The organism is Blastococcus tunisiensis, assembly GCF_900112815.1.
Classification (GTDB): domain Bacteria; phylum Actinomycetota; class Actinomycetes; order Mycobacteriales; family Geodermatophilaceae; genus Blastococcus_B; species Blastococcus_B tunisiensis.
In genome coordinates this window covers 77,772-91,035 of the sequence record NZ_FOND01000011.1, presented here as the reverse complement: position 1 = coordinate 91,035, position 13,264 = coordinate 77,772, and the positions used below count along the sequence as shown (strand labels likewise).

Genomic DNA, 13,264 nt, shown 5'->3' with positions numbered 1-13,264 from the left:
CTCAACTCCCTCCGCCGGCGTGCTGGTCGCCACCAGTGTGCCGGGTGGGCCGCAGCCGGATCTGCAGGTCCCCGTCCAGCGGGATGGAATCGACGATCCGCAGGGACAGCGCGTCGGCCATCGTGGGAATTCCCAGGTCGCCCACCAGGGACGGCCCCGCGCCCAGGACGACCGGCGCCAGGTGCACCAGCACCTCGTCCACCAGCTCCGCGCGCAGGAACTCCGCGGCGAGCGTGGGGCCGCCCTCCAGCAGCACCCGGCGGACGTCGCGGGCGTAGAGCTCGGCCAGCAGCTCGGCCGGGGTGCCGGCACGGCTGACCAGGGTCGGCGCGGCGTCGTCGCGCACCCGGGCGGCGGCGGGGACGCGGCCCCGGCGGTCGACGACCACCCGCAGCGGCTGCCGGCCGGTGGCCGCGCCCGCGGCGTCGCGGACGGTGAGCTGCGGGTCGTCGGCGAGGGCCGTGCCGGACCCGACGACGACGGCGTCGCAGGTGGCCCGCAGCCGGTGCACCGCGGCCCGCGCCCGCTCGCCGGTGATCCACCGGCTGGTGCCGTCGGCGGCGGCGACCCGGCCGTCGAGGGTCGCCGCGACCTTCCACACCACGAAGGGCCGCTGCTCGCGCACGCCGGTGAGCCAGGCCGCGAGCGCGCCCTCCTCGGCGGCGTCCCGATCGACGCCGAGCTCGACGTCGATCCCGGCGGCACGCAGCCGGTCCGCGCCCCCTCCGGCCAGCTCGGTCGGCTCGGGGACGGCCACCACCACGCGGGCGACGCCGGCCGCGATCAGCGCGTCCGCGCAGGGGCCGGTGCGGCCGGTGTGCGCGCAAGGCTCCAGGGTGACGACGGCGGTGCCCCCGCGGGCGCGCTCGCCGGCCCGGGCGAGGGCGGCGACCTCCGCGTGCGGACCGCCGGGCGGGGCCGTGGCGCCCTCACCCACCGGCGTGCCGTCGGCGGCGAGGACCACCGCACCCACCGCCGGGTTGGGGCTGGTCGTGCCGAGGACGGAGGCACCGAGCTCGCGTGCCCGGAGCATGGCCCGCAGCTCGGCCGCGGGAACGCTCACCCGCGCATCGCCGCCGCGGCCCGGTCGCGCAGGGCGGCGATCGCCTTCCCGGGGTCGTCGGCGCCGTACACGGCCGACCCGGCGACGAACATGTCGACGCCGGCCTCGGCGGCCTGCTCGATGGTGTCGGCGTTGATGCCACCGTCGATCTCGACGATCAGGGTCAGCTCGCCGGCGTCGACGAGCCGCCGCGCCGTCCGGACCTTGTCCAGGACGTCGGGGATGAAGGACTGGCCGCCGAACCCCGGCTCGACGCTCATGACCAGCAGGGTGTCGAAGTCCCGCAGGACGTCCCGGTAGCCCTCCAGGGGGGTGCCCGGCTTGATCGCCAGGCCCGCCAGGGCACCGGCCGCCCGGATGTCGCGGGCCACGGCCCGGGGATCGGTGCACGCCTCGGCGTGCACCGTGACGTTGCGCGCGCCGGCCTCGGCGTAGCCCGGCGCCCAGCGCCCGGGCTCCTCGATCATCAGGTGGCAGTCCAGCGGCACCGGGCTGACCGCCTGGACCGCCGCCATCACCGGGAGGCCGAAGGTCAGGTTCGGCACGAAGTGCCCGTCCATGACGTCGAAGTGCAGCCAGTCGGCGTCGGCCACCCGCCGGGCCTCCTCGCCGAGCCGGGCGAAGTCCGCCGACAGCAGGCTGGGCGCGATCATCGGTTCCCGGGGCACGGCTGCATCGTAGGTGGGCGGCACCGTGCATCGGCCCGGCAGGAGCCCGGTCGGCACCCCGGCGGGGGACGTGTTCGCCGCAGACGACCGGGTAGGGCGCAACCCATGGCTTCCGACACTCCCCCGCCCCGCTACGACGGCTTCGACCGCATGCCCATCGCCGGCACCTGGCGTGCCGGGCGCTCCGGGAAGACCGCCACCGACACCGACCCCTACACCGGCGAGACGCTCACCGAGATCCCCCTCGCGGACGCCGACGACCTCGACGAGGCCTATGCCCGGGCCACGGAGGCGCAGCGGGAGTGGTTCGCCCGGCTGCCCAGCGGGCGCGCGGACGTGATGCGCCGCGCCGCCGACATCATGGTGGCCCGCAAGGACGAGATCGTGGACTGGCACGTCCGGGAGAGCGGCGCCGCCGCACCCGCCGCGGAGTTCGAGTACGCGATCACCCTGCGCGACTTCCACGAGGCCGCCTCCTACCCGTACCGGATGGAGGGCCGGATCCTCCCGGCCGACGTCGAGGGCAAGGAGAGCCGGGTCTACAAGCGGCCGGTGGGCGTCGTCGCCGTCATCAGCCCGTGGAACGTCCCCATGCACCTGTCCAACCGCTCGGTCGCGCCGGCGCTGGCGCTGGGCAACGCCGTCGTCCTCAAGCCGGCCGGGGACACGCCGGTGACCGGCGGGCTGCTGCTCGCCAAGGTCTACGAGGAGGCCGGGCTGCCCGAGGGGCTGCTGTCGGTCGTCATCGGCTCCGGCAGCGACATCGGCGACGCGATCGTCTCCCACCCCACGCCGCGCGTCGTGTCCTTCACCGGGTCCACCCCGGTCGGCAAGGGCATCGCGGAGAAGGCCGGCCTGAAGAAGCTCTCCCTGGAGCTGGGCGGCAACGGGCCGCTCGTGGTCCTGGACGACGCCGACCTGGAGTACGCCGTCGACGCCGCGACGTTCGGGAAGTTCTTCCACCAGGGCCAGGTCTGCATGATCACCAACCGGATCGTCGTCGACGACGCGGTGCACGACGAGTTCGTCGAGCGGTACGTGGCGAAGGTGCGCGGCCTCAAGGCCGGCGACCCGTCCGAGCAGGACACCGTGATCGGGCCGATCATCAACGCGAAGCAGCTCGAGGGCATCCAGGACAAGGTCTCCCGGTCCCTGGCCGACGGGGCGCAGCAGGTCCTCGGGGGCGACCCGACCGGACCGATCGGCTCGGTGCTGCCGCCGCACGTGCTGCTGGGCACCAACGACGTCACGACCGCCCGCGAGGAGGTCTTCGGCCCGGTGGCCACCATCATCCGGGCGCGCGGCGAGGACGACGCCCTCGCGATCGCCAACGACACCGAGTACGGGCTCTCCAGCGCCGTCTTCACCCGCGACACCGAGCGAGGTGTCCGTTTCGCGCTGCGGGTCGAGGCCGGGATGACGCACGTCAACGACTCCCCGCTCAACGACGAGAACAACACCGCGTTCGGCGGGGAGAAGGAGTCGGGTCTGGGCCGTTTCGGGGGCGAGTGGGCGATCGACGAGTTCACCAGCGACCACTGGGTCAGCGTCCAGCACACCCGCCGGGCGTTCCCCTTCTGATCGTCGGCGCCCGTCCGTTCACCCGGGCGGGTGCACGAGGCGCGGGCACCGGCTCCCGCCCCCTACGGTCGGTGACCGTGCAGGCCCGTCCGTCCCCGTCCGATCGACGTCCGACCTGGCCGTCGGGCGATCAGATCACCGAGGGTGAGGGGACGGCCGGCGTCCGTCGGGTGGTCGTGGCCGGCAACCGGGCGCAGGACGTCGGCGGTGCGGCGTACCCCGCCCCGGCGGTCGCCGACGGCGCGGACGTCGACTGGGTGGAGGTGGAGCGCCGCGGTCGGGTGACCGGGCTCCTGCTCCCCGCGCTGGTGGTCGTCCTGGGTGCGTGCCGGGTGCTGCTGACCGGCGACTACGCCGGCCTCCACGGTGCGGCGGCACGGTCGCTGCTGCTCGCCGTCGTGGGACTGGTCCTGGCGGCTCCGTTGGCCGCCGCGACCGTCCCCGTGCTGCGGGCGCTCCGGGACACCGCCGTACGGGTGCAGCACGCGCTGCGCGCACACGTCGATCCCGGGCCCGGCCTGCGCGCGCGGGTCGACGTGCTCGCCCGCCGGTCGCTGCGGCTCCGGTGGACGGGCCGGGCGCTGCCCCTGCTGCCGCTGTCGGTGCTGGTGCAGGCCGACTGGGACGGCGCCCGCGCGCTGCCGGCAGCGGTCGTACTCGTCGTGGCCTACGCCGTTCTCGCCGGGTGGCACCACCGGCAGGTCGCCGCCGCATCCCGCTGGGCGGCGGATCCGCCCGGCCCGCCCCGGGCCGGGCCACCGATCCCGTGGTGGGAGCCCTGGCTCGGCGGCCGCCGGCTGCTCGGCCTGCTGGCCGCCTACGTCCTGGTCGTCGTCGTGCTGACCCTCGCGGCCTGAGCGGGCGGGCCGGCCGCCCCCTAGCTCGTGCGGCGGAGCAGCGCCATGAACATCGCGTCGGTGCCGTGCCGGTGCGGCCAGAGCTGGCCGTACCGCCCGCGCGCCAGCCCCGGCACCTCGGGGAACAGCGGAGCCACGGGCAGGACCTCGACGTCGTCCCGGGCCGCCGCCACGTCGACCACGCCGACGGTCTCCTCGGTGTGCGGGGAGCAGGTCACGTAGGCGACCACTCCCCCGGGGCGGACCGCCGCGAGCGCCGCGGCCAGCAGCTCCAGCTGCAGCTCCACCAGCGGGGCGACGTCCTCGGGCGTCCGCCGCCAGCGGACCTCGGGCCGCCGCCGGAGAGCGCCCAGCCCCGTGCACGGGGCGTCGAGCAGCACCCGGTCGAACGAGCCGGGCGCCCACGGCGGCTCGCGCCCGTCAGCGGTCAGCACCTCGACGTCGGCCGCGTCCCGCAGCGCGGCGCGGACCAGCTCCGCCCGGTGCGTCGCCCGGTCCGCGGCGGTCAGCCGCACGCCGGCGGGCCGGACGGCGGCCAGCAGACCGGCCTTCCCCCCGGGGCCGGCGCAGACGTCCAGCCACGCCTCGTCCCTGCCCTCGAGCGGTGCGCGGGCGAGCAGCAGCCCGGCGAGCTGGCTGCCCTCGTCCTGCACCGCGGCGGCGCCCGAGCGCACCGAGGCCAGCCGCCCCGGGTCGCCGCCGTGCAGGCGCACCGCGTACGGGGACCACGGCCCCGCCTCGCCGCCGGACTCTGCCGCCAGCTCGTCGCGCGCCATGCGCCGGGCCACCAGGTGCACCTCCGGTGCCGCGTCGTCGGCCAGCAGCGCCGGCTCGAGCTCCGCGTCGCCGCCGAGCGCGTCGCGCCAGGCGTCCACGATCCAGGCGGGGTGGTTCGTGGCCAGCGCCAGCCGCCGGGCGTCGTCCCCACCGAGGGCGTCGAGCCACTGCTCCCGGGCCCCACCCGCCGCGACCTTGCGCAGCACCGCGTTGACCAGCCCGGACGCGCCCGTGCCGACGATGGCCCGGGTCAGGTCCACGGTGGTGTCGACGGCGGCGTGCGCAGGCACCCGCAGGTCGATGAGCTGGTAGGTCCCCAGCCGCAGCAGGTCCAGCACTCTCGGGTCGAGCTCGCCGAGCGGGCGGGACACCAGCCCGGCCAGGATCGCGTCCAGGGCGCCCTGCGCGCGCAGCGCCCCGTACGCCAGCTGGGTGGCGAAGGCGGCGTCCCGCTCGTCGAGCTCGGGTCGTTCCCGCAGCAGCTGCGGCAGCAGGAGGTTGGCGTAGGCGGCCCGCGAGGAGACGCCGTCGAGCACGTCGAAGGCGGTCAGCCGGGCACCGTCCAGGTTGCGTCGTCGGGCGGCCGGATGGCGCCGCTTCGGCGGGGTCACGGACCCACCCGCTCGCCGGGGGCCGGGCGCGCGCCGCGCGCCCAGTCGGCGGCCGGGAGCATCCGCTTGCCCGCGGGCTGGACGTCGCCCAGCCGCACCGCGCCGCGGCCGGTGCCGACGAGGACGCCGTCCGGGCCGGCCGACAGCTCACCGGCAGCGAGGTCGGACCGCTCGGCGACCGGGACCACCGGGCCGAGCCGGAGCCGGTCCCCGCGCCACGTCGTCCACGCACCGGGCACCGGGGTGACCCCGCGGACGCGCCGGTCCACCACGTGCGCCGGCAGGGACCAGTCCACCTGCGCGTCGGCCGCTTCCAGCTTGGGTGCCAGGCTGATCCCCTCGGCGGGCTGCGGTTCGGCGACCAGCGTGCCCGCCGCGATGCCGTCGAGCGTGGCCACCAGCAGGAGGGCACCGCTGATCGCCAGCCGGCCGAGCAGGTCGCCGGCGGTGTCCCGCGGGCCGATCGGCTCGGTGACGGTGCCGTAGACCGGCCCGGTGTCCAGGCCCGCCTCCAGCCGGAACGTCGAGGCACCGGTGATCTCGTCGCCGGCCATGATCGCGTGCTGCACGGGCGCGGCGCCGCGCCAGGCCGGCAGCAGCGAGAAGTGCAGGTTGACCCAGCCGTGCTCCGGGACGCCGAGCGCGGCCGGCGGCACGAGCGCGCCGTAGGCCACCACCGGGACGCAGTCGACGGCCAGCCCGGCCAGCTGCTCGAGGAACTCCGGCTCGCGGGGCGACCGGGGCTGCAGGACCGGCAGCCCGGCCGCGTCCGCGGTCTCGGCCACCGGCGAGCGGCTCACCCGGCGCCCCCGCCCCGAGCGGGCGTCGGGACGGGTGAGGACGGCGGCGACCTCGTGCCCGGAGGCCAGCAGCGCCTCCAGCGACGGGACGGCGGGCGCCGGCGTACCGGCGAACAGGAGCCTCAGTGCGGGCTCACCTTCACGACCGGCGGCGGGCTGGGCAGGTACGCGGCGGCACCGGCCCATTCCGCGGCCGCCAGCTCGGCCAGCGCCGCCGCCCGGGCGTCGGGGTCGAGCCGGTCGACGAACAGCACGCCGTCGAGGTGGTCGGTCTCGTGCTGGATGGCGCGGGCCAGCAGCTCCGAGCCCTCCACGCGCACCGGGTCGCCGTGCACGTTCCAGCCGCTGGCCACCACGTGCAGGTGGCGGCGGCAGTCCCAGCGGAAACCGGGGATGGACAGGCAGCCCTCGGGGCCCTCCTCGGTCTCCGCGCCGACCGGCGAGACGTCCGGGTTGACCAGGTGCCCGACCTCACCGTCGACGTACCAGGTGAACACCCGCAGGCCGACACCGATCTGCGGGGCGGCCAGCCCGGCGCCCCCGGCCGCGTGCATGGTCTCGGTCAGGTCGTCGACGAGCTGCCGCAGCTCGGCGTCGAAGTCGACCACCGGCGCGGCGGGGGTGGTCAGCACCGGGTCGCCGAACAACCGGATGGGGGTCACGCTCACCGGACGATCGTAGGCGTGGCCTGCTCGGCGTCGTCGTCCCCCGTCGCAGGCCGAGAAGGCAGTTGTGGTCGCCGACACGCGTCGACTCGCCGGCGGGGGCGACCACGACTGCCCTTTCGGCCTGCACCCCCCCGGGCACGATGACCGGGCGCGCGGCGGCTCCGCCGGGCTACACGAGGTCGAGCGGGTCGAGCTGGACTCGCACGTGTTCCTGCGACTTCTTCGCGCTGCGCACGCCCTGCACCTCGGCCAGCGCGTGGGCCAGGGCACCGCCCTCGCTGCGGGGCACCCGGACCAGGTAGCGCTCCCGCTCCCCCTCCTGGCCCGGACGGGGCCGCTCGGGCACCGGCCCCAGCAGGTCGGCGTCGGCCGGCAGCCGCAGCGCGTCGAGGAACTCGCCCAGGGCCGCCTGGGAACCGGCCACCGACGCGATGCGGGTGACCGGCGGGAAGCCCAGTTCGCCGCGGTCGGCGAGCTCGCGGTCGGCGAGCCAGCCCGGGTCCCAGCGCACCAGCGCCTGGACGACGGGGTGCGCGGCGTCGGCCGCGACGATCACGCGGCCACCGGCGGAGGCCGGGCGGACCAGCGTCGCCGCGTTCATCCAGCGACGCAGGGTCTCCTCGCCCGCGCGCAGGTCGGCGCGGCCCAGCAGCGCCCACGAGTCGAGCAGCAGCGCGGCGCCGTAGCCACCCTCGGCGACCGGCTCGGCGCCCGGCGTCGCGACGACGAGCGCCGGTCCGCCCGGCACCGTGGCCAGGACCCCCGACGTGCTGCCGGACGTGCGGACCGTGGCGCCGGGGAAGGCCCGGGCCAGCTCCTCGGCCGTCCGCGACTCCCCGACCACCGACGCCCGCAGCTTCGTGCCGTGGCAGTGCGGGCAGTCGAAGGTGGCCGCGGGACGGGCGCACCACCGGCAGGCCGGGATCCGCGTCCCGCCCGGGCCCGGCCGCGGCGAGATCCCGAGCGGACCGGCGCAGTGCGCGCACCGTGCCGGCGCCCGGCAGCGTGCGCACGCCAGGGAGGGCACGTAGCCGCGCCGGGGCACCTGCACCAGCACCGGGGCGTCCGCGGCCAGCGCCCGGCGGGCCACCTCGTGGGCCAGCGACGGCAGCCGGGCCGACCGTGCGGCCGGGTCGCGGGCCAGCTCGGCGTCCTCGCCGAGCGCCTGCACGCGGGGGGCGGCCGCGCGGAGGACGGCGCGCTCGGCCACCAGCTCGTGCGCCCAGCCCGACTGCACCAGCAGCGCGGCCTCCGCGGTGCGCGACGTGCCCGCGACGACGGCGGCGCAGTTGTCCAGCCAGGCCCGCTGGACGAGGACGTCGCGCGCGTGCGGATAGGGCGCGCGCTCGTCGGCGTGCAGGTCGTCGCCGTCGTCCCAGACCACGACGAGCCCGAGGTCGCGGACGGGGGCGAACATCGCCGCCCGGGTGCCGAGCACCACCTGGGCCGCGCCGCGCGAGGCCGCCAGGAACCGCCGGTAGCGCTTCTCGGGCGAGTCGTCGGCCCGCAGCACGGTCCAGGAGTGCTCCGGCAGCAGCCCCTCGGCCGCGGCGGCGAGCCGGTCCAGGTCCTTGCCGTCCGGGACGACGACCAGCGCCCCCCGCCGGCCCGACAGCGCGGCCCGGCACAGCTCGACCAGCCGGGCCGGCCAGTCCCCGCCGGGCAGCGCGGTCCAGACCGCCCGGGCCGGATGGCCGTCGGCCAGCGCGTCCAGCAGGGCCGGCCCCGCCCGGTAGCGGGCGAAGCCGGCGGGATCCGGCGGGCCGGGAAGGGCGTCCGGGGTGGGCGTCGGCCGCTTCTCCGCGGCGCCGCGGCGCGGTGGGAGGGCGAGCCGGAGCACGTCGGTGGCCGTCCCCGCGTAGCGGTCGGCGACGGTCCGGACCAGCCGCGCGACCTGGGGGGTCAGCACCGGCTCGCCGGAGGGGACGTGGGACAGCGGCTGCAGGGAGCCGGGGAAGTCGGTGGTGTCCCCCAGCTCCCAGACGACGCCGTCGACCAGCCGGCCGTGGAACCGCACCCGGACCCGGCAGCCGGCCTGCACGGTGCCGGCGAGCTTCTCCGGGACGGCGTAGTCGAAGGGCCGGTCCAGGTGCGCCAGCGGCACGTCGACGACGACCCGGGCCACCAGCGGGCGGCCCGGGTCGTCGGGTGGAACGGGGGCGTCCAGCGGAACTAGGCGCCCACGGCGGCGCGGAGTGCGTCGACCCGGTCCAGGCGCTCCCACGGCAGGTCGACGTCGGTCCGGCCGAAGTGCCCGTAGGCGGCCGTCTGCGCGTAGATCGGCCGCAGCAGGTCCAGGTCGCGGACGATCGCACCCGGGCGCAGGTCGAAGACGGCGCTGATCGCCTTCTCGAGGGCGTCCTCCGGCACGGTGCCGGTGCCGAACGTCTCCACGAACAGCCCCACCGGGTGCGCGGCACCGATCGCGTAGGCGACCTGCACCTCGCAGCGGCGGGCCAGCCCGGCGGCGACGACGTTCTTCGCCACCCAGCGCATGGCGTACGCGCCCGAGCGGTCGACCTTCGAGGGGTCCTTGCCCGAGAAGGCGCCCCCGCCGTGACGGGCCATGCCGCCGTAGGTGTCGACGATGATCTTCCGGCCGGTCAGCCCCGCGTCCCCCATGGGGCCACCGATGACGAACTTGCCGGTCGGGTTCACCAGGAGCCGGTACCCGGTGGTGGGCAGGCCGAGGGCGGCCAGCTCCGGCTCGACGACGAGCTCCTGGATGTCGGGGGCGAGCAGCTGCTCGATCGAGATGTCCTCGGCGTGCTGGGAGGAGACGACCACCGTGTCGACGGCGACCGGCTGGTCGTCCTCGTAGACGACCGTGACCTGGGTCTTGCCGTCGGGGCGCAGGTAGGGCACCGAACCGTCCTTGCGGACCGTCGACAGCCGGCGCGCGAGGCGGTGGGCCAGGGCGATCGGCAGCGGCATGAGCTCGGGGGTCTCGTCGGTGGCGTAGCCGAACATCAGGCCCTGGTCCCCGGCGCCCTGCCGCTCGATCGCGTCGTCGCTCGTGCCGGAGGTGCGCGCCTCGTAGCCGGTGTCCACGCCCTGGGCGATGTCGGGCGACTGCGCGCCGATGGAGACGCTGACGCCGCAGGAGGCTCCGTCGAAGCCCTTGCGCGAGGAGTCGTAGCCGATCCGGAGCACGGTGTCGCGGACGATCGAGGCGATGTCGACGTAGCCACCGGTCGTCACCTCACCGGCGATGTGCACCTGACCGGTGGTGATCATGGTCTCGACGGCGACCCGGCTGGCCGGGTCCTGGGCCAGCATCGCGTCCAGGATCGAGTCGCTGATCTGGTCGGCGATCTTGTCCGGGTGGCCCTCGGTGACCGACTCGGAGGTGAAGAGACGGCGCGGCACGCGGCACTCCCTAACGTGGTGGACAAGTCGTCGGGCCGATCGGAGCACGGCCCGGGCGGAACGCTACCGGCTGCGCATCCCTGCCCGCGCACCCCCCGAGGGCTCCTCAGCTCTGCGCGGCCGCCGGGAGCCGGTCGGCCACGGTGCTCCAGATGCCGGCCGCGACCGCGTCCTTGCTGCCGTGCGGCAGCTCCGTGGCCGAGCCGTCGGGGGCCAGCACCACGACGGTGTTGTCCGCCTGGCCGAACACCTGGCCGGCCGAGACGTCGTTGACCACCAGCAGGTCGCAGCCCTTCCGCGCGAGCTTGGCCCGGGCATGGGTGAGCACGTCGGCGTCGGCGTCCCCGGTCTCGGCGGCGAACCCGACGACCAGCTGCCCGGCCGCCCGGCTGCCCACGAGCTCGGCGAGGACGTCGGGGTTGCGCACCAGGGCGACCGAGTCCGGCTCGCCCGCGGAGCCCTTCTTCAGCTTGCTGCCCGCGACGGCCGACGGCCGGAAGTCGGCCACCGCCGCGCTCATGACGACGACGTCGGCGTTCGCGGCCTCGGCGTGCATCGCGGTGCGCAGCTCGTCGGCCGTGCCCACCGCGACGACGCGGACGCCGAACGGCGCGGCGGCCTCGACGTTGGCCGCCACCAGGACCACGTCGGCGCCCCGTGCGGCGGCGAGCCGGGCGAGCGCCCAGCCCTGCCGGCCCGAGGACCGGTTGCCCAGGTACCGGACGGGGTCCAGGGGCTCACGGGTGCCGCCGGCGCTGATCACCACCCGCCGTCCGGTGAGATCGGGCGCGAGCGCCCCGGCGCCGTGCTCGAGGACGACCATGGCCAGCGCGGCGATGTCGGCCGGTTCCGGCAGCCGGCCGGGTCCCGAGTCGGGCCCGGTCAGCCGGCCCACGGCAGGCGGCAGCACGACCGCGCCGCGACGGCGGAGGGTGGCCACGTTGTCCTGCGTGGCCGGGTGCAGCCACATCTCGGTGTGCATGGCGGGCACGAAGACCACCGGGCAGGAGGCGGTCAGCAGGGTGGCGGTGAGCAGGTCGTCGGCGCGGCCCGCGGCGGCCCGGGCGAGCAGGTCCGCTGTCGCCGGCGCCACCACGACGAGGTCGGCATGCTGCCCGATCCGCACGTGCGCGACCTCGGGGACGTCGGACCAGACGTCGGTGGTCACCGGGTTGCCCGACAGCGCCTCGAAGGTGGCGGCGCCGACGAAGTGCAGGGCCCCGGGCGTCGGGACGACGCGGACGTCGTGGCCGGCCTCGGTGAACGCACGCAGCACGAAGGCGGCCTTGTACGCGGCCACTCCCCCGCTGACACCGAGCACGATCGAACTCACGCCGTTCATCCTCCCAACACGAGAAGGCACCCGGCAGCAGCCGGGTGCCTTCTCATCACTACGGATTCCCTCGCGCGGGTGGGTACCCGGCGCAAGGCCCCGGTCCAGAGGCTCGTCCCCGAGCCTGCGAGGGGATGAGGGGGACCGGGGTCCTCTTTCAGTTCTCGCCGGCGGTGTGGGTCAGCAGACCCTCGTTGATCTCGCGGAGCGCGATCGACAGCGGCTTCTCCTGCGGCGCGGTGTCGACCAGCGGGCCGACGTACTCGAGCAGGCCCTCGGAGAGCTGGCTGTAGTACGCGTTGATCTGCCGCGCGCGCTTGGCGGCGAAGATGACCAGGCCGTACTTGCTGCTGGTGCGCTCGAGCAGCTCGTCGATCGGCGGGTTGGTGATGCCCTCAGGGGCGGGTGCGACTCCGGACACGGGCGGGCGTGCTCCTCATTCGTAAGCGGGAGGAAGGCGCCGGCGCGGGACCCCGGCGAGGCTCTTCCTCGTGGGCGCTACTCCCCCGGCACGAGGCCGGGCGAGGGCGCAGTCAGCAAGCCTACCAACTCGTCGGCGGCGCGGGCGACGTCGTCGTTGACGACGACCACGTCGAACTCCCCCGCGGCGTCCAGCTCCGCCTGCGCCAGGGCCAGCCGGCGCTCCTGCACGGCGGGCGGCTCGGAGCCGCGGCCGGCCAGCCGGCTGACCAGCTCCGCCCACGACGGCGGGGCCAGGAAGACCAGCTGCGCCTGCGGATCGCGGGCCCGGACCTGGCGCGCGCCCTGGAGCTCGATCTCCAGCAGGGCCGGCGCCCCCGCGGCGAGCCGCTCCCGGAGGGGCGCGACCGGGGTGCCGTACCGGTTGCCCGCGTACTCGGCCCACTCGAGCAGCCCGTCGGTGGCGATCAGCCGGTCGAACTCGGCGTCGTCCACGAAGTGGTACTGCACGCCGTCGACCTCGCCCGGACGCGGACGGCGAGTGGTGGCCGACACCGAGACCCAGACGCCGGGATACCGCCGTCGGACCTCCGCCACGACCGTGCCCTTGCCGACCCCGGAGGGGCCGGACAGCACGGTCAGCCGTGCCACATCACCTGCAACCACTCGCCGTCCTCGCTCGGTCTAGCTACGGGGGCGCCTCAGGGCTCGACCTTCGCGTCCGCGAACTCGGCCTCGAGCGCCTTTCGCTGGTTGGCCCCCAGGCCGCGCACGCGGCGGGTCGGGGAGATCTCCAGGCGCTCCATGATCTTCGCAGCCCGGGCCTTGCCCACTCCGGGCAGGGACTCCAGGACGGCCGAGACCCGCATCTTCCCGATCACCTCGTCGGTCTCGCCCTGCTTCAGGACGTCGGCGACGGTGGCGCCCTTGCTCTTGAGCCGCTCGCGCAGCTCGGCACGGGTCTTGCGGGCCGCGGCGGCCTTCTCGAGGGCCGCTGCGCGTTGTTCGGGGGACAGATCTGGCAAAGGCATGGCGACCCAATCGTGTCGGTGCCGGCGCGGATTTCGGCCGGTCAGTCGTCGCAGGGAGTCGTAGGGGTGGCTCGCCTCTGAGCCTC

Annotated in this window: 13 protein-coding genes; 2 read left to right on the top strand and 11 right to left on the bottom strand. The window is 76.0% G+C overall.

What is annotated here, in order from left to right; all coding sequences use genetic code 11:
- Nucleotide 1: 1 nt before the first annotated feature.
- On the bottom strand, nt 2-1,063 hold the full coding sequence (gene ribD / locus BM142_RS14840) for a bifunctional diaminohydroxyphosphoribosylaminopyrimidine deaminase/5-amino-6-(5-phosphoribosylamino)uracil reductase RibD (protein WP_254790972.1): 1,062 nt from the start codon (nt 1,061-1,063) through the stop codon (nt 2-4).
- Nucleotides 1,060-1,731 carry a ribulose-phosphate 3-epimerase gene (rpe, locus tag BM142_RS14835; RefSeq protein ID WP_217640730.1) on the bottom strand — a complete coding sequence of 224 codons (672 nt, stop codon included), beginning with the start codon at nt 1,729-1,731 and terminating at the stop codon, nt 1,060-1,062. Before rpe ends, ribD begins: the two co-directional genes overlap by 4 nt.
- A gap of 105 nt (nt 1,732-1,836) precedes the next feature.
- On the opposite strand from rpe, the gene BM142_RS14830 reads away from it, so the two are divergent.
- Together BM142_RS14830 and BM142_RS14825 are read left to right on the top strand one after the other, a co-directional pair.
- A complete protein-coding gene (locus BM142_RS14830) occupies nt 1,837-3,312 on the top strand; it encodes an aldehyde dehydrogenase family protein (RefSeq protein WP_092200283.1) in 1,476 nt (491 codons plus the stop codon).
- A 77-nt stretch (nt 3,313-3,389) separates the two neighbouring features.
- On the top strand, nt 3,390-4,169 hold the full coding sequence (locus BM142_RS14825) for a hypothetical protein (RefSeq protein ID WP_139228890.1): 780 nt from the start codon (nt 3,390-3,392) through the stop codon (nt 4,167-4,169).
- A 20-nt stretch (nt 4,170-4,189) separates the two neighbouring features.
- Here BM142_RS14825 and BM142_RS14820 read toward each other — a convergent pair whose 3' ends face one another.
- From BM142_RS14820 to mihF, 9 genes are all read right to left on the bottom strand, one after another.
- Nucleotides 4,190-5,557 carry an RsmB/NOP family class I SAM-dependent RNA methyltransferase gene (locus BM142_RS14820; RefSeq protein ID WP_254790970.1) on the bottom strand — a complete coding sequence of 456 codons (1,368 nt, stop codon included), beginning with the start codon at nt 5,555-5,557 and terminating at the stop codon, nt 4,190-4,192.
- Nucleotides 5,554-6,543: a methionyl-tRNA formyltransferase gene (locus BM142_RS14815; RefSeq protein ID WP_217640729.1), complete on the bottom strand. Its 990-nt coding sequence runs from the start codon at nt 6,541-6,543 to the stop codon at nt 5,554-5,556. Before BM142_RS14815 ends, BM142_RS14820 begins: the two co-directional genes overlap by 4 nt.
- Entirely contained in the window at nt 6,480-7,025 is a 546-nt protein-coding gene (gene def / locus BM142_RS14810) for a peptide deformylase (RefSeq protein ID WP_092200478.1), read from the bottom strand. The genes BM142_RS14815 and def overlap by 64 nt, the downstream gene beginning before the upstream one ends.
- Before the next feature lie 169 nt (nt 7,026-7,194).
- Nucleotides 7,195-9,150: a primosomal protein N' gene (locus BM142_RS14805; RefSeq protein ID WP_092200274.1), complete on the bottom strand. Its 1,956-nt coding sequence runs from the start codon at nt 9,148-9,150 to the stop codon at nt 7,195-7,197.
- Between the two features lie 47 nt (nt 9,151-9,197).
- Nucleotides 9,198-10,394, bottom strand: a complete 1,197-nt coding sequence (gene metK / locus BM142_RS14800) for a methionine adenosyltransferase (protein ID WP_092200271.1) — start codon at nt 10,392-10,394, stop codon at nt 9,198-9,200.
- A gap of 106 nt (nt 10,395-10,500) precedes the next feature.
- Nucleotides 10,501-11,727 (bottom strand): bifunctional phosphopantothenoylcysteine decarboxylase/phosphopantothenate--cysteine ligase CoaBC, encoded by a 1,227-nt coding sequence (gene coaBC, locus BM142_RS14795; RefSeq protein WP_217640728.1) that lies wholly within the window; start codon nt 11,725-11,727, stop codon nt 10,501-10,503.
- Nucleotides 11,728-11,884: 157 nt separating this feature from the next.
- The gene (gene rpoZ, locus BM142_RS14790) at nt 11,885-12,148 is read right to left on the bottom strand and encodes a DNA-directed RNA polymerase subunit omega (protein ID WP_012949163.1); all 264 of its coding nucleotides are present in this window, start codon (nt 12,146-12,148) and stop codon (nt 11,885-11,887) included.
- Nucleotides 12,149-12,225: 77 nt separating this feature from the next.
- Nucleotides 12,226-12,813, bottom strand: a complete 588-nt coding sequence (gmk, locus tag BM142_RS14785) for a guanylate kinase (RefSeq protein WP_092200266.1) — start codon at nt 12,811-12,813, stop codon at nt 12,226-12,228.
- A gap of 35 nt (nt 12,814-12,848) precedes the next feature.
- Complete coding sequence (mihF, locus tag BM142_RS14780; RefSeq protein ID WP_092200263.1) at nt 12,849-13,178, bottom strand: integration host factor, actinobacterial type; 330 nt, start codon at nt 13,176-13,178, stop codon at nt 12,849-12,851.
- Nucleotides 13,179-13,264 lie beyond the last annotated feature (86 nt).